A 16,473-nucleotide genomic window follows, 5' to 3' on the forward strand; every position below is an offset into this window, starting at 1 on the left:
ATAACACCCCTCTCCTGTGTACGATTCCAGGAAGCACTTGTCTGATTTTAGGAAAGGGGTGTTACTAAGCCATTTTCACAAGGCGGGCTGTGATTCCTAAGCTCCTTAAGGCGTGCATCCGTCATTAGCCAAGGCAGCCATTGAGACAAATCATCAGGTGCTACACGACCATTGTCTGCACAGGTTTGCAGGTACTTTGTCATCCATGCCCAGGGATTTATACCCCAAAGATTCAGCGTCATAAACACTGAAAACAGCCAGGCCATTAACTCTCCGCTCCAGTCACTGCCTGCACCGTAATAATTCTTGCGCCCGACAATGGGGTTTCTCAGGGATCGCTCAGCAGCATTGTTATCCATAGGGACTTCTGGGTAGTCCGCAAACAGAGTTAGCCCTTCCCAGTGATTCTTCAGGCTGGTAAGGACTTTTTGACAACGTTCCTTAAGCTTTGGACGCTCCAACTCTTTATCCCGCCACTCTTTTAACTGGCCGAGATATTCTTTGAGAACTTTGTCGTATTTGAAAAACTGTTCAGGTTGCCTCTGATGTTCCAGACGCTGGTCATTTAAATGGTAAAGCTTGCCAATACGGTTTACCCAAGTGGCACTCCACTTTTCCAGTTCATCATTGCCTTTCTGGGCATTGATAAAATCTCTGCGCACATGGCTCCAGCAGAAAGCTAAAAACATATCTGGATTTTCATTGGCGAGACTTTTATAGGCGCAGTAACGATCACAAACCAGAATACCATTGCTTTTACCCAGAAGCTCTTTGGGAACCCGGGCTGAACGGTTGTCGTCCACGCTGTAATAGACGGCTTCCTGCACCATAAACACCCATAACCAGTGTTTTTTGGCACCCTGGTCATCAGACCATACCATCCAGCGAGTTTCATCGGCATGCCACTGCTGACCCGCTATAACGCGCTCCCTGATAGACTCTACTATGGGCTCAAACAGCGGTTTAATGGTTTGTAGCCCGCCTGTCACGGTGCCCTGAGAGAGATCAAGTCCACGCATCCGAAAATCTTGCAGCTGTCGGTTAATGGGAATGCCGAAAGCGTATTTGTGCAGCAGGATTTCGACCCATACAGAGACGCCCAGTTTGCCTTTACGAATGAGTTTCGCCGGTTCAGGCGCTGTAATAATCCCCGGGGTTTGTGAACACTGACAGGTTTTCTGGTAGCGATGTCGGCGGTAACGACGGACATGAGCCTGAACTTCTACTTCGATAACATCGCTATCTTCCGTGCCGGGGAATGGACTAAAAGGAAGACCACAATGAGTGCAATGTTGCTCATCATCAGGTATCACGAGGTCTTCAGGAATCACGGGCAAGGTAGTGACGTTCTTTCGACCATGTCCTTTTGAGCCTTTTTGCTGTCCTTTCTTGCGGTCAGATTTCTGCCCGGAGCCCGAACCTTCTTGCTGATTGCCTGATTTTTTTGATGTCTTTTCTGTAGAGCGTCCGAACACCAAATGCTGCATTTGCGCTAATTGGTTTTTTAGTTGGTCAATTTGCACCTGAAAAGCACTGATTTCTTCTTGATGTTTGACCTTAATCTGTGCAATTTGGGCAAGCGCCTCCCGCTCCCGTTGACGGGCGCGCAGCCATTGGCTGTGCCACTGATTCGCTTGCGCTTTGAGCTCTATGTACTCCATTTTGCTTAGCGTTACTCGCGCATAAGCAAAAGGTGTTTTCACGATATCAGCTTCAGTGGTAGTGGAAAGAACTGAAGAAAGCATTCAGGAAATATAGTTGAACATGGTCAAATAGTCATGCTTCAGATGGGTTCACCGAATGCTTACAATCAACCTGTGTAGCTTTAACCCGGCAAGAGTATCCCGCAAACAGTCTGTCAGACCTTTTCCCAATTCCTCGTGATGTGCGTATAGGCGGCTGATCAAACAAGCATTATGTTGTCGTTCTTTTGTTAAACTCCGGGTGCCTTCTTGTATGGACATGACACGATTCGTCAATACCTTTGGACGCTATTTGCGTGCGAAGTACGGTGAGAAAGTCCACAAAATTTCAGTTAATGCTTCTTTCACCTGTCCAAACCGTGATGGCACGAAAGGAATCGGTGGCTGTACGTTTTGCAATAATGCTTCATTCAGTCCTGATACCACCAATGCCGGTGATATTACTGCCCAGATTCAATCCGCAAAAGAGAAGGTTTCCAAACGCACTGGAGCGGGCAAGTTCATTGCTTACTTTCAGTCATACAGCAACACCTACGGTTCCGTAGAAGACCTTCGTCGTTATTATGACGAAGCCTTGTCTGACTCTGATGTCATTGGTCTGGCCGTTGGTACTCGCCCGGACTGTGTACCTGATCCGGTACTGGCACTGTTGAAAGAGTATCAGGACAGAGGCTATGAAGTCTGGTTAGAGCTGGGTCTGCAGTCCACTTTTGATGCTTCATTGATAGCTGTTAACCGGGGACATGGATTGGCCGAATATGAAGATGCTGTAAAACGAGCCAAATGCTTTGGTTTAAAAATTTGTACTCATCTGATTATGGGGCTGCCTGGTGAGGCACCAGAAGATACCCTGACCAGCTTTGACCGGGTGGTTGCACTGGGCGTTGATGCCATCAAGGTTCACCCCCTGCACATTGTTAAGGGAACACAGCTGGCCCGGGACTGGAAGCATGGCCGGGTAAAAGAGATGACCATGGACGAGTACACGGATGTTATGGCGGAAGTCATTCGTCGCGCACCAGAGCATTTGCTGTTTCACCGCCTGACCGGGTCTGGAGAGCGGCAATATCTGCTGTCGCCGGAATGGGCAATGAAGAAGTGGGACATCCTTGGAATGATTTACAGGAAGCTTGAGGGCACTACCTGACATCCAGTTAAGCCAGGAATTATCGCAACTTGCCCGAGCATGATGAATATCATGGATCAGTTCGATGTGGGTTACTTTGTCCTGATTATTACCGACGAATCCCACTGTTCCATCTGTAACGTCTATGACAACCTGTTCAAATACTACGATGCGTTGCAGATTGGTCTGATTGCAACGTCTTTGGATATGCTCAGCCGCACCCCCTTTGGCCTGTTTGGTTGCGGAGGGCGTATTCCAATAGCAAACTACCCCCTATATCCCTCGAACCTACAGCTGGATTACACCAGATTCTGCGAACCATGGTCGAAATGGATGGTCAGGCTGTTGTTGCAGGCTTTGCGGATTTTGCCGCTATGCACCAGCTGACCAGTCAGCAGATTGACTTAAGGCTGAACAGGAGGTTGGTTCGTGTTATCGTGCAGAGCTTACCTTGATAATATCTCCTGTTTCTCCACACTCTATTCCGGAATATTGCTTATATGACAGAAACGATCAGCTCCCTTGAAGATATCGTCAGCTTGAAAGAAGGAACCGAAGTGGAGTTTAAGCTGGCAGGTGGAAAAAATGGGCAGGGTGAAGTGCCTAAGGATGTCTGGAAGACTTTCAGTGCAATGGCTAATACCAATGGAGGTGATATATTTCTCGGTGTTCGTGAGAAGCCTGTGGGGGCATTTAAAGTCATTGGGGTAGTCAAAGCAGATAAGATGATTGCTGATTTATGGAACACACTGAACTCAGCCAAAGTCAGTGTCAACTATCTCGATGATCAGGATATTCAGCCAATCACTTTGGGTGATAAGACTGTTATTCGAATTCATGTCCCGAGAGCGAACCGTCAACAAAAACCTGTCTACTTAAACAGCAACCCTATGCAGGGTACTTATCGTCGTTTCAATGAAGGCGATCATTTGTGCAACCCGGAAAATGTACGAAGGATGTTGGCCGAGCAGGTTGAAGAGAGTCGGGATACTCGCTTGCTTGATGGCTTTACTCTGGCTGATCTGGATATGGAGTCTTTGCAGGACTACCGCCAAATGCTCCAGAACCATAAACCAACACATCCATACAATAAGCACGACCATCAGGAGTTTCTTCGTTGTATTGGGGGATGGCGTAAGAACCGTAAGACTGGAGAGGAAGGCTTAACACTGGCAGGTTTGTTAATGTTCGGTCAGCTTCCCGCTATTCAGGAAGGGGTGTCTAATTATCTTCTGGATTATCAGGAGCGATCTGAAGCCAAAGCTGAGCTTCGCTGGATTGACCGAATTACGCTTGATGGCACATGGTCTGGAAACCTGTTTGATTTCTATCGTAGAGTTATCAATAAATTGACCGCTGATCTCAAAGTACCTTTTCAGTTGGATGGTGGGCAGAGAAAAGACCACACTCCTGTTCATGAGGCACTTCGGGAAGCTTTGGTAAACACCCTGGTACATGCCGATTATTCAGGGCGAATGTCTGTATTAGTGGTCAAGAGACCAGATATGTTCGGCTTTCGTAACCCCGGCCTGATGCGAATTCCTATTGAGCAGGCTATACAGGGAGGCGATAGTGACTGTCGCAACAGAACTATTCATCAGATGTTTCTGATGATAGGCCTGGGTGAGAGGGCAGGCTCAGGCATCCCGAAAATTTATAGCAGCTGGTCCAGTCAGCACTGGCGGCAGCCTCGTCTTCATGAACGTGTGGAGCCTGAACAGACGCTGCTTGAACTTCGAATGATTGATTTGCTGCCACAAGAAACTATTTCGCAGTTGATAGAGCGCTTCGGTAACAGGTTTACCCGACTTGGTAGTCTGGAGCGTGTTATTTTGGCAACAGCCGGGATTGAGTCAGTGGTCAATCATGCGCGGTTACAGGAAATATCTACCGAACATCCGTCAGATATATCTCGCGCCCTTCAACAACTGGTAAAAGAAAGGTTGCTTGAAACCAGTGGCAGCGGTAGAGGTATGGTCTATTGCTTGCCGGGGGCGCATCTTCCAACGCCAGATATCCCCTTTCCTCAAGAGGTTCCTACAGAGCTGGTTTCCGCCTCTGGTTATATGGGTATTGATTATAAAAGCTCCGATGATTTGAGCCTGAGCTCCGATGGTTTCGTAATCAGCTCCGATGGTTTAGCAGCTAACTCCGATGATACGGATATAAACTCCGATGAAAGTCACCCGGCTATGGAGAGGCATCAGGACGGAAGACTCATTATCACGAGTCTGGAAAATGTTGACAGAATCTTGCTTGATGATTTGCTGCAACTTACTGAAATAGCCAGAAAAAAGAAGAGGCTGCCAGTAGATGAAATGGAGCAGGTTATCATAGCGGCCTGTAAGAAGTGCTACCTGTCCTTAAGAGTATTGGCTGAATTACTGAGCCGATCTCCGGATCCTCTGAGGCAGAGCCACCTGAACCGGATGGTGAGAGATAAAAAGCTACTTAGAGCTTTTCCTTTAGAGCCAAACTCGCCAAAACAGGCCTATACCTCTGCTCAGGCGACCTGATCCCCCCTGCCTGATTGAAAAAGGCAGGGCTACTATACCACCAGCCTGAGTTCCAGTTTCTTACCCAGTGCTGAGGCAAATCGTTCCAGAGTTGAAAGTTTCACGTCTTCTGAATTGTTCTCAATGCGGGAGATAGCACTTTTCTGGGTTTGAAGTTTGTCTGCAAGCTCCTGCTGGGTAAGGCCTGCTTCCTTTCTGTCCGCTTTTAACAAAACACCAAATTTGAAGGCTTCATAGCCTTCATCAAATTCGTCTGCAAAGACCGGATCGTTCTTTTTTCTATTTTCTATATATTTCTTTAAGTCACTCATACTCATGCCTCCTTTTTAGATAACCCTTTTTGCGCGTTTCTGCTAACCTGATTTCTTTTATCGGTGCTTTCTGTGTCTTTTTCTGAAAACCATGACTGAGGACGACAAGATTATCACCATCAAAAAAGCCCAGAAGGCGAAAAATATTACTGCCTGACTGTACCCGAACTTCCCAGATATCATCAGTGTTAACCAGTTTTTTCAGATGGCTGGTTGGTACGACATCAAGCTCCTCAATCAGTTGCAACACCGAACAAGCCCCCCCGACCCCTCACTCTGATGCGTAAACTTCCGTGCTTTGTTGATTTGTATCTATGAAAAAGTTGTTGTTTTGTGACAACTTGTGCGAGTGAAGTTCAGGGTGAAGATAACAGGGGAAGGTTCTGAATGCTTTGGTAGATCAGGAGCCCATTTCAGATTTTCTGTTGTGGTGGATGCAGGTGCTTTATGCTCTAGTTCTTCTGGCAGCCCCCGAACTGAATCACTAATAATAAAACCGGATTCTACTGGTTAATTGCCTGCCTGTTGGCGATAAAAAATTTCTGTCGTTTAATTTTAACAGTTAACGACAAGGGTTTTCTTTGCTTTAAAAAAGAGGCTCTGGCTAAAAATCAGCCGGAATATCACTGTCTTTAAAAAATAATAATACTTGGCGGGAGACTGAAATGAGTGTTTCGCAACACGCGTTGAATAAAGGGGATACCATTGATAAGGCTGTTTTCTGGCCTGCCACAATCCTCACTTTGATTATGGCTATTTTCTTTTTATACGATCCTGAAAATAGCGGTCAGATTATGGGTAAACTTCACGCATTCACTACGGGAGAGTTAGGCTGGTTTTTCCTGCTGGCTACTTTTGGCATTGTTTTATTCTGCATCTATCTGGCGATGTCGCGTTATGGCGGAATCGTATTAGGGCAAGAAGGAGAGAAGCCCGAATTCAAAACCTTCACATGGCTGGGGTTGATTTTTACTTCCGGTACTGGCGGCAGTGTACTTTATCTTGGTGCTGTCGAGTGGATCTGGATTATGCAAGCCCCTCCGTTCGGGCTTGAACCCGGCAGTGTTGAAGCTGCTCAATGGGCATCGAGTTACGGCATGTTCCATTGGGGGCCCTCAGCCTGGGCCTGGTATATTGCCTGCGCTATTCCCATTGCCTATTTTTTCTTTGTGCGCCAGAAACCCACTCTGAAAATGAGCGAGTTCGCCCGCCCGGTTATTGGCAAGAGTGCTGATGGCATTGCTGGTCATTTAATTAATTTCCTCTATATGTTTGGCATGGTAGGCGGGGTAATGACCTCTCTGGCTTTGGGCACTCCCATGATATCCAACGCTATTGTTTATGTGATGGGCTGGGAGTCCAGTAATGCCTTTCTGGATACTTTTGTCATCTTCCTCTGGACCTTTATCCCTCTGATGGCTTTGCTTATGGGATTGAAAAAGGGCGTCGCAGTCCTGAGCGAGTGGAATGTCCGGGCCGATATCCTTATGTTGCTGGCAATCCTGATCTGTGGCCCAACCGCCTTTATTCTTAATCAATCAGTAGAAGGTCTTGGTCTGATGTTGCAGAACTTTGTCTATATGAGTTTTGCGACTGATATGATCCGCGAGGGCGGTTTCCCGCAGGCGTGGACTGTCTTCTATTTCTCCTGGTGGGTGGTTTATGCCCTGCCATTTGGGTTGTTTATTGCCAAGATATCCAAAGGCAGAACGATTCGTGAAGTCGTTCTTGGCGGCCTGGTAGCCGGCTCTCTGGGCTGTATGGTGTTCTACATGGTACTGCCAGGTCTGGGCATTAAACTGCAAATGTCTGGTACTTTAGACCTGATGAGTCTTATGAATGAACAGGGGCGTGGTGCCGTGGTTTACTCCATGCTTGAGCAGATGCCGTTTGGTACTGTGTTTGTTTTTGCTTTCGGTATGATTGCCCTGATCTCTTATATTACTGGTCACTGTGCTGTTGGCTATTCCCTGGCGGCTGCTACCCAAAAACAAATGCAGCAAAATGAAGATCCGGCTCAGTGGAATGTTGCTTTCTGGCTGGTTCTTGCCGGTGTTGTATCCCTGGCTCTGTATTTTATTAATCCTGAAAGTCTTAAGCCCCTGCAAACCGTCTCTATTTTGACAGGTTTCCCGCTCTGTTTTGTGATTGCAATCATCGCCCGTAGCTTTATTAAGCAGATTAATCAGGACTGCCCGAACGGTTTTCCTGTTCCGGATGGTGAGGGCCGAATTTATCTTGATCCAGCCACTTTCCCTGAACAGGACGAAGAAATAGCTGCCTCTCTTGCAAACGTTTAATTGATTTTATTGGCTTTGATCAGGCTATTCTCTCAGAGGGCCTGATTTTACTCCGGGGTCTAAAAATGTTCTCAATCACTGAGCCGCCAAAAGAAACACCTGTATTAGCGACGACAGAAGTACTTGTTGTGGGTAGTGGCCCGGCCGGGCTGACGGCTGCAATAGCTTCGGCACGGGCGGGTGCAAAAACCATGATTGTTGAACGTTATGGCTGCTTTGGCGGTGTTATTTCTCAGGTTGGGGTTGAGGGGATTGCCTGGTATCGCCATGAGGGGACTGTTGATTCAGAAGGCATTTGTCGTGAATACGAAATAAAAGCGAAAGAGCTTGGTTTTACCCGGCCTGAGCCTCAGTCCATCAGTGAGGCTATTGATGCGGAAGGTTTTAAGTACGTTGCAGACCGAATGATCCAGGACGCCGGAGTCGAACCATTGCTGCATTGTCAGGCAGTGGATGTGATTAAGGAAGGGGCAGTCGTTACCGGGATTATTGTAGAAGGTAAATCCGGCCGTCAGGCTATTCTGGCTAAACGGATTATTGACTGTACCGGCGATGCGGATATTGCGGCTCTGGCCGGCGCGCCATTTACCAAGGATGACAGGGATAAGTTGATGGGCGTGACTGTCATATTCAACTGTGCAGGGGTCGATAAGGAAAAGTTTGAAACCTATGTTCGTACAGAACTCAAACCAACGTATGGAGACTGGGGAAAAAACTGGAGTGTTGAGACTTCCGGCAAGGAAGACGACATGTTCAGTCCTTACATTGAAGAGGCTTTTAACAAGGCTCAGGAAGATGGCATTATTCCAGGAAATGCCCAGGCAATAGCCGGTACCTGGAGTACCATTACGGAAGCGGGTGAAGGTTGCCAAATGAATATGGTCTATTCCTTTGGCTATGACTGTACCGATGTACGGGACTTAACCAAAGCTGAAATGGAAGGTCGTCAGCAGGCGATATGGGCCATTGATGCGCTGCGAGCTTACATTCCCGGTTTTGAGCGCGCCAAACTCCGCAACTTTGGTATGACTCTGGGAACCCGTGAATCCCGCATTATTGAGGGGCGTGGCACGATCACTGAATCAGACATCCGTAACCAGGGGCGATTTGATGACTCCATTGGCATCTTCCCTGAATTTATTGACGGCTACGGCATCATTATTCTTCCCACTACCGGGCGTTATTTCGAAATCCCTTATGGCGTACTCATTCCACAACATGTCGAAAATCTGCTGGTAGCCGGTCGCTGCATTGCTGGGGATAAAATTTCCCATGCTGCTACCCGTAATATGATTTGCTGTGCTGTTACCGGGCAGGGTGCGGGGGTGGCAGCCGCTTTGTCTTTGCAAGATGGCGTTAATGTAGCGGATGTTGATATTCAAAGATTGCAGGAAGCCCTTGTGGAGCAGGGTGCTCGTGTTCATTGAATGGTTCATTAAATAGTAATTAAAACAACTGATCTTCAAGGAGTGCCATAATGGCTGCTTTACTCGACACCGTTGACCCGGACGGGTTGCTTGAATATTCCGTAGTATTTACCGACCGCTCTCTAAACCATATGTCGACCACCTTTCAGGGGGTTATGAAGGGTATCTCTGCCACTTTGAAAAAGGTATACAACGCTCATTCTGTTGTCATTGTGCCGGGTGGGGGCACCTATGGCATGGAAGCCGTCGCCAGACAGTTTGCCGCTGATAAAAAATGCCTGGTCATCCGTAATGGTTTCTTCAGCTATCGCTGGACCCAGATTTTTGAAACGGGGAATATTCCTTCAGAGCATACTGTGATGATGGCGCGCCCTGAAAGTGATGCTATTGACGCTCCGTTTGCTCCGGCACCTGTAGAAGAAGTTGTTGCCAGAATCCTTGCCGAAAAGCCGGAATTTGTCTTTGCACCCCACGTAGAAACCTCTTCCGGCATGATGCTGCCTGATGAGTACATTAAATCTGTCGCTGATGCCGTTCATTCTGTGGGTGGCATGATGGTTCTTGACTGCGTCGCCTCTGGAACAATCTGGGTTGATATGGGCAAAACCGGGATTGATATTCTGATCAGTGCACCACAGAAAGGTTGGAGCAGCTCCCCCTGTTCTGCCATGGTAATGCTGAGTCCGCTGGCTCGTGACCGAATTGAGGGTACTCAAAGCAGCAGCTTTTCCTGTGACTTGAAAAAATGGCTCCAGATTATGGAAGCCTATGAGAAGGGTGGTCACGCCTATCATGCGACCATGCCAACGGATGCTCTTAATACTTTTTATAAAACTGTCAAAGAAACTGAAGCTTATGGGCTTGATAAGGTGTGTGAAGAACAGTTGGAGCTGGGTCGGCGGGTTCGTGAATTACTGACTGAAAAAGGAATCAAGTCTGTGGCAGCAGAGGGCTTTGAGGCACCGGGTGTGGTTGTTAGTTATACCTCTGATAGTGAGATTCAGACCGGCAGGAAATTTATTGAGGAAGGTTTGCAGATTGCTGGTGGCGTTCCGCTGATGTGCAATGAGTCTGAAGACTTCAAAACATTCCGTCTGGGGTTGTTTGGTCTGGACAAGCTGCATAATATCGACCGGACTATTGCTTCACTGGATAAAGCCCTGAGCAAAATTTTTTAACGCTACCGCCAGGCTTTCAAGGCTGTCTCTGTTAAGCCGATGACCTATCTGTTGATGGCTTTTCAAAGGCAATGGATATGCGATTTGATCTGGGTGATGGATACAGTGTCAGAGGCTTTCTGTATGGTGATGCAGGGGCTATATCCCGCCATGGCAACAATGTCAATATTGCCCGGAATCTCAGAGACAGCTTTCCAAGTCCTTACACGATTGAGCATGCCAGGGCGTGGATTCAGCACGTAAAAGAGCATGAGTCGGACACCCGTTTTGTGATCGCCAGTGGACAGGAAGCCATTGGTGAAATCGGCTTTGTCGCGCAGTTGGATGTGCATCGACATTCCGCTGAGATTGGCTACTGGATATCGGAAGAACACTGGGGCAGGGGGGTCATGTCAAAAGCCCTGGCCTTTGTTTCAGATTATGCGTTCAAAAAGAAGAATATTGTCCGGTTGTTTGCCGACGTTGTGGAGTACAACGAAGGTTCCTGCAAAGCCCTTGAGAAGTGTGGTTATCAGCGTGAGGGTATTCTGCGGAAACACATTTATAAAGGTGAACGCTTTTATGACCAGTTTCTGTATGCGCTGGTTAATCCCGACGCATCATAAAGAGCTTTTTATAAAGAGATTCGGCCCAGCGGTTGAACCGTAATCTCCTCCGTCAGTTCCTGATGTGATAATACTGCCAGATCATACACTTCCAGCTCCAGCAGCTTACGCACGTAGCGACGAATGTCCATGGACGTAATCAGTACCGGTTTGTGTTCCAGATGACCGATTTTACCCACGGTATTTTTAACGTTTTCCACAAACCGTGCCGACTGTGACGGGTCAAGTGCCAGATAACTGCCTGCTGAAGTCTGTCGAATACCGCCACGAATGGCGTCTTCCACATCCTGATCCAGCAAATAGACCGGTAGCATGTTTTTACCATTAGAGTATTTATAACTGACGTAACGTTTTAATGAAGAGCGGACATACTCCGTCAGTTGCACGACCTCTTTTTCTTTGTGTCCCCAGACCACCAGTGATTGCAAAATAGAGCGGAGATTACGAATGGAAATATCTTCGGATACCAGCCGCTGGAATATTTCAGTAATTTTGTTCACGGGCAATAAACGCTGCACTTCCTTGATCAGTTCACCGAAAGAGCTTTCCATTTTCTCCAGCAGGTAGCGGGTTTCCTGAATACCGATAAATTCTTCTGAGTACTTTTTCAGGACATGAGCCAGATGGAAGGTCAGGATTTTAGGCGCGTCCATAAAGTTAACATTATTTTTTTCCAGACGTTCTTTCTTATCTTCAGTGGCCCAGATGGTGTCCAGTCCGGGCAGAAAATCATCTTCTTTTTCGAAAGGGATTTTCAGCATTTCCAGGTGGTCAATGGATTCACGGATAAAGATATAACCGGGTCGGAAATAGCCGCTGGCAACAGGGACCTCCTGCAAAAGGATCGAGTAGGTGTTGTCTGCCATGGAGTCATTAAAGCGCAGGTGAATGCCGGGGAAAGGCACGCCCAGGTCCATGTAAAGGGCTTTACGGACTTTCAGTAATTCGTCGTTTAACGATTGGGTATCCAGACTTTCCTGAATGGATGTGGGTACGTCAATAATCAATGGCAGCGTTTGGGTGAACTCTTCCTGTTGGTCAAGGCGTGACCTGGCCTTGTCCGGCGATTCGGTAGCTGCGGCCATGGCAGGAATACCGCCCTCAGCCTCATCATGTTCAGCTTTGGCAGCTTTCTTCAGCAGGTAGTAACCACCGCCGCCGATAAAACCAGCCAGGAACAGGAAGGTCAGGGTCGGGAAGCCGGGGATCAGTGCAAAGCAAAGTAGCAGAACGCCCCCCACCATAAGCGCCTTAGGCTTGTCCAGCAGTTGCCCGCCAATTTCATTACCCAGGTCTTTGGAGTCTTCGTTCGATACTCTGGTAACGATAATACCGGAGGTGATGGAGATCAGCAGGGCGGGGATCTGGGAAATCAGGCCGTCCCCTACGGTCAGGATGGCATATAACTGAAGGGCTTCACCGGCACTCAGCCCCAGCATGGTGGAACCAATGGCTACTCCGGCGGTGATGTTCACAAAGATAATGATCAGGCCGGCAATGGCATCGCCTTTTACGAACTTCATGGCGCCGTCCATAGAGCCGTACATCTGGCTTTCTTTCTGCACGAGCTCACGGCGCAGCTGGGCTTCTTCCATTTCAATGGAGCCTGCACGCAGGTCGGCGTCGATACTCATCTGTTTGCCGGGCATACCATCCAGAGAGAAACGGGCGCTGACTTCGGCAACACGCTCTGAACCTTTGGTAATCACCAGAAACTGCACAATGGTGATGATCAGGAAGATAACAATACCTACAATCAGGTTGCCGCCCACCACGAAATTACCAAAGGTGTAGACAATCTCTCCGGCATCGGCCTGCAACAGGATCAGACGGGTGGTAGTAATGGACAGTGACAGCCTGAACAGGGTGGTTACCAGCAGCACCGCAGGGAAAGACGAAAACTCCAGGGGCGACCTCAGGTAAATAGACGTCATCATCAGAATAAAGGACAAGCCCATGTTCAGGGCTATCAGAAAATCCACCACCGGGGTGGGCATGGGCAGGATAATCAGGCCAACAATGGCTACCAGCAAAACCGCCAGCATCAGGTCGTTGCGCTGGCCCATTTTGTTGAGAGCGATAAGAACTGGATTCATGCATTCAGCCTGATTGTTCGGGGGCGTAAACGCTCAGACACAAAGCCGGGGGTTAGCGAACAGCTGCTTTTTTTAGCTTTTTCTTCCTGAGCAGGGCGCGCCCCTTGATCCATTTAATGGCACGGGTGTCGGTGCCGGGCTTCACGTACTGCAGAAAATTATCGGCAGCCTTAATGGACTCTGCAGGCTGGTCAGTCTGAAGGTAGGCATAACTCAGCATACGATGAACGTCAGGGTTTTCAGGCTCCATCTGACGCATGGCTTCGAGTAGGGCAATGGATTTGCGGGGTTGTAAATACTCCAGATAATAAGCAGCCTGGGAAAATAACCACTCTTTCAGCGCCTTATCCATAGAATGTCTCCTTACCCTGCCACCAGAATATTACGGCTCATCATCAGCATTTCCTGAAGCTCTTTAGATTCCTGTAATACGTCAAGCGCCTTCTGAAATTGAGGACTTTCATTTTTGTGCTGCTCGAAAATCGCTAATGCCATATTGGTCATCATGTGATGTTCATCAGGTGTCAGTGATAGCGATGACGAGTCTACGTTCATGGCAAAGCGTTTTTCCCGGTTCTGAAAAGTCCGGCCCATTTCCAGGGCTGTCCAGAAGTGAGCGGTGATGCTTTCGCCGGAAGGCTTAAATGAGGATTTATCTTTTGGAAAGTCTTTATCCACCGCATCGGCGGCTACTCTGGAAATTCCTGACAGGCCGCTGTTAAATGAAACATCCATCGTCGTATTTTTCCCGGGGAAACTGAATAGGCATTTCATCGGCCATCTGGTGATGACCTGAAAGCGATCAGGCTAAAAGCGTTAGAATTAGGGAACGGAGTTGGATACACTGTCAATTAAATGAAATTCCTTATCGATTTCACCAATAAAACTTTATTTTTTTGTGCTAATTGACGAAGTACTAATAATGGCTGTTTGATTAAGTTTTTGATGTAAGCTGTAGCGAGACTGGCATGGAGGCACTCGTGTAATGAGCTTTCTTATCAAGCTGTATCATTGTATTGATCATTCTGCGGGTCAGTGCATAAACCGCTGCGTTAAGTGGACATTGCTTATTCCTGTTATGTTCACGCTGGTTGCTTCAAACGTTGCTTCAAATGCTATTTCAAACAGCAACTGGGCTCATATAGATAAAGAAAATGCCCGCCGTCATATAGTTCGACCCGATGAAACTCTGGCAATAATTGCTGAAAACTACGGGTTCGATATTTACGAACTGATCTCTTACAACAATATTACTAATCCTGACCGGCTGATGACCGGACAGACTATTTACATTCCTGTTGAACGCTTGCCAGCCCAGCCGCACAGGCAGGAGCCAAACTCCCTTGATGCCCAGTCATTTCCCCCCAGAGAAGCCCGGCCTACCCAGGAAGAATATTATAAATTGCAGCAATGGCTGGGCGACCATCCGATGAGTTCCGGGATGGAGGGTGTAGAGAGTGTTGATTATAACTACCAGCTGAATTCAGCGAAGCAAAAGCCACCTTTAAAGCAACCCCCGCAGCAGACTGGTTTTGATCTGCCTCTGGATAATGATGCCAAAATGCTGAATCAGAATATAGCGGCGAAGGCGAAGGTTGAAACGGAAGCTGAAACAGAAATGGATGAATCGGAAAACGTACCTGATGATTCTTCGCCATCTCTGGAAGCTTTTGGTGAGCGTCCTTACGCCTATTACGGCAGCGGAGAAGATTTAGCGGAAGTTCTGCAGAACTTTGCGGCCAGCTATTATATCCCCACTATTCTGGCTGAAGATCTGGTGGGGCAGGTTAATGGTAAAATCGGGCCGTTGACGCCCATCGACTTTTTGGATCACATGTCGAATGTCTATGGCTTTATCTGGTATTTCGATGGACACACGCTCTACGTTTACAACGGTAATGCCGCCCGGCAGAAGATTATCAGCCTGAACTACATGAGCATTGATAAGTTCAAGAAAACGCTCAAGCGTGTGGGCATCTGGGATGGTCGTTTTTTCTGGAAAGAGCAGCCAAAGAATGGACTGGTCTATGTTTCCGGTCCACCCCGCTATGTGGAAATGGTGACTCAAACAGCCGAGCTGCTGGATAAAAAAGAAGGTGACCGGCAAAAGAGCCAGCTGTCCGTAAGAATGTTTCGTCTGAAATACGCCTGGGCAACAGACAAACAATTCAATTTTCGAGGGCAGCAGGTTGTGGTGCCGGGCGTTTCTACGCTGTTGCGCAGTATTGTCAGTGGTGGCGGGGTCGCCCAGGTTACCCGACAGACTCTGGCTAATCCTTCTCTCAAGCCGGCTCAGGGTGTCACCCGGTCGGCAGAGAAAAAAGCCGCATTAAGGGCAGCCCAGGATGCAGCCAGCTCTGGAGCGCAGCAGTTAAATTCAGGGGCTGAGGCTGAGACCGTGTTGATTAATGCCGACCCCCGGCTGAATGCGATTATCGTCCATGATCTTGAGTCCAAGATGCCCATGTACGAAGAGCTGATTAAATCCCTGGACAAGCCCTCAGCCCAGGTTGAAGTCAGTGTTTCAATTATTGATGTGAATTCACAGGATATCTCTGCGCTAGGCGTTGACTGGAACAATACCCGTGGTACCAGTTCCGAACTTAAGTTTGATCCGGCAGGCTCCGCCCATGCTCAGGACTTTCAGTCATTTACCACGGTAGTGGGTATGAATCTGGGCAGTTTTAATGCGCGGCTGAGTTTGCTGGCTGATGAAGGTCGGGCAAAAATCGTTTCCAGGCCCTCCATATTGACACTGGACAACCTTGAAGCTGTTTTTGATAGCAGCAGTACCTTTTATGTCAAAGTTGAAAGCACCGAAGACGCTGAGCTGTTCCCCGTGACATCCGGAACTGTTGTACAGGTAACACCAAGAATCGTTGACGAGAAAAAAGGCCGGAAAATTCACATGAGCGTGAATATCCAGAACGGTGGTGATGAGACTGCGGAAGGTGCTTCACTGCCTAAAGTCAGTAACAGCTCAATCAGTACTCAGGCGGTTGTTAATGAATCTGAAAGTCTGCTGATCGGTGGTTTTGTTCAGGAAACAAAAACCGAGAATATGACAAAAGTTCCGGTCCTTGGGGATATTCCCGTTCTGGGTACGCTATTTCGAAATGAAAAAACGGTTAACCGCCAGCAGGTTCGCCTGTTCCTTATCACGCCCCGGATCATCAGTATCGATACCTGATCAGGTATCGATACCGCTTTT

At 47.9% G+C, this 16,473-nt stretch carries 14 protein-coding genes; 8 read left to right on the forward strand and 6 right to left on the reverse strand.

All coding sequences use genetic code 11. The features are described from left to right. Window positions 1–47: 47 nt before the first annotated feature. Window positions 48–1,703, reverse strand: a complete 1,656-nt coding sequence (gene tnpC / locus NX720_RS17955; RefSeq protein ID WP_262596420.1) for an IS66 family transposase — start codon at window positions 1,701–1,703, stop codon at window positions 48–50. Window positions 1,704–1,956: 253 nt separating this feature from the next. Between tnpC and NX720_RS17960 the strand changes: the two genes are divergently transcribed. The 3 genes from NX720_RS17960 (at window position 1,957) to NX720_RS17970 (ending at window position 5,345) form a co-directional block, all read left to right on the forward strand. After that, window positions 1,957–2,850: a TIGR01212 family radical SAM protein gene (locus tag NX720_RS17960; protein WP_262596422.1), complete on the forward strand. Its 894-nt coding sequence runs from the start codon at window positions 1,957–1,959 to the stop codon at window positions 2,848–2,850. A gap of 51 nt (window positions 2,851–2,901) precedes the next feature. Then, complete coding sequence (locus NX720_RS17965; RefSeq protein WP_262596424.1) at window positions 2,902–3,216, forward strand: hypothetical protein; 315 nt, start codon at window positions 2,902–2,904, stop codon at window positions 3,214–3,216. 113 nt (window positions 3,217–3,329) lie between these two features. Next, window positions 3,330–5,345 carry an RNA-binding domain-containing protein gene (locus NX720_RS17970; RefSeq protein WP_262596425.1) on the forward strand — a complete coding sequence of 672 codons (2,016 nt, stop codon included), beginning with the start codon at window positions 3,330–3,332 and terminating at the stop codon, window positions 5,343–5,345. Window positions 5,346–5,377: 32 nt separating this feature from the next. Here the strand turns inward: NX720_RS17970 and NX720_RS17975 are convergent, their stop codons facing one another. Together NX720_RS17975 and NX720_RS17980 are read right to left on the reverse strand one after the other, a co-directional pair. Next, complete coding sequence (locus NX720_RS17975) at window positions 5,378–5,656, reverse strand: helix-turn-helix domain-containing protein (RefSeq protein ID WP_262596426.1); 279 nt, start codon at window positions 5,654–5,656, stop codon at window positions 5,378–5,380. Next, window positions 5,649–5,906, reverse strand: coding sequence for a type II toxin-antitoxin system RelE/ParE family toxin (locus NX720_RS17980; RefSeq protein WP_262596428.1), 258 nt, complete (start codon window positions 5,904–5,906; stop codon window positions 5,649–5,651). The genes NX720_RS17975 and NX720_RS17980 overlap by 8 nt, the downstream gene beginning before the upstream one ends. 415 nt (window positions 5,907–6,321) lie before the next feature. Here NX720_RS17980 and NX720_RS17985 point away from each other — a divergent pair, with 415 nt between their 5' ends. From NX720_RS17985 to NX720_RS18000, 4 genes are all read left to right on the forward strand, one after another. After that, complete coding sequence (locus NX720_RS17985) at window positions 6,322–7,956, forward strand: BCCT family transporter (protein ID WP_262596429.1); 1,635 nt, start codon at window positions 6,322–6,324, stop codon at window positions 7,954–7,956. Between the two features lie 65 nt (window positions 7,957–8,021). Next, the gene (locus NX720_RS17990; protein ID WP_262596430.1) at window positions 8,022–9,383 is read left to right on the forward strand and encodes an FAD-dependent oxidoreductase; all 1,362 of its coding nucleotides are present in this window, start codon (window positions 8,022–8,024) and stop codon (window positions 9,381–9,383) included. 50 nt (window positions 9,384–9,433) lie between these two features. Further along, window positions 9,434–10,561, forward strand: a complete 1,128-nt coding sequence (locus NX720_RS17995; RefSeq protein WP_262596432.1) for an aminotransferase class V-fold PLP-dependent enzyme — start codon at window positions 9,434–9,436, stop codon at window positions 10,559–10,561. Window positions 10,562–10,638: 77 nt separating this feature from the next. Then, window positions 10,639–11,166 (forward strand): GNAT family N-acetyltransferase, encoded by a 528-nt coding sequence (locus tag NX720_RS18000; protein ID WP_262596433.1) that lies wholly within the window; start codon window positions 10,639–10,641, stop codon window positions 11,164–11,166. An 8-nt stretch (window positions 11,167–11,174) separates the two neighbouring features. Here the strand turns inward: NX720_RS18000 and sctV are convergent, their stop codons facing one another. Genes sctV through sctX form a run of 3 tightly spaced genes read right to left on the reverse strand, consistent with a single transcriptional unit; the run spans window position 11,175 to window position 13,997 of the window. Beyond that, complete coding sequence (gene sctV, locus NX720_RS18005) at window positions 11,175–13,262, reverse strand: type III secretion system export apparatus subunit SctV (protein ID WP_262596434.1); 2,088 nt, start codon at window positions 13,260–13,262, stop codon at window positions 11,175–11,177. 52 nt (window positions 13,263–13,314) lie between these two features. After that, window positions 13,315–13,614, reverse strand: a complete 300-nt coding sequence (locus NX720_RS18010; protein WP_262596436.1) for a tetratricopeptide repeat protein — start codon at window positions 13,612–13,614, stop codon at window positions 13,315–13,317. 11 nt (window positions 13,615–13,625) lie between these two features. After that, on the reverse strand, window positions 13,626–13,997 hold the full coding sequence (sctX, locus tag NX720_RS18015) for a type III secretion apparatus assembly protein SctX (RefSeq protein WP_262596438.1): 372 nt from the start codon (window positions 13,995–13,997) through the stop codon (window positions 13,626–13,628). Between the two features lie 250 nt (window positions 13,998–14,247). On the opposite strand from sctX, the gene sctC reads away from it, so the two are divergent. Next, window positions 14,248–16,452, forward strand: coding sequence for a type III secretion system outer membrane ring subunit SctC (gene sctC / locus NX720_RS18020; RefSeq protein WP_262596440.1), 2,205 nt, complete (start codon window positions 14,248–14,250; stop codon window positions 16,450–16,452). Window positions 16,453–16,473 lie beyond the last annotated feature (21 nt).

The organism is Endozoicomonas euniceicola (assembly GCF_025562755.1).
Lineage (GTDB): Bacteria > Pseudomonadota > Gammaproteobacteria > Pseudomonadales > Endozoicomonadaceae > Endozoicomonas_A > Endozoicomonas_A euniceicola.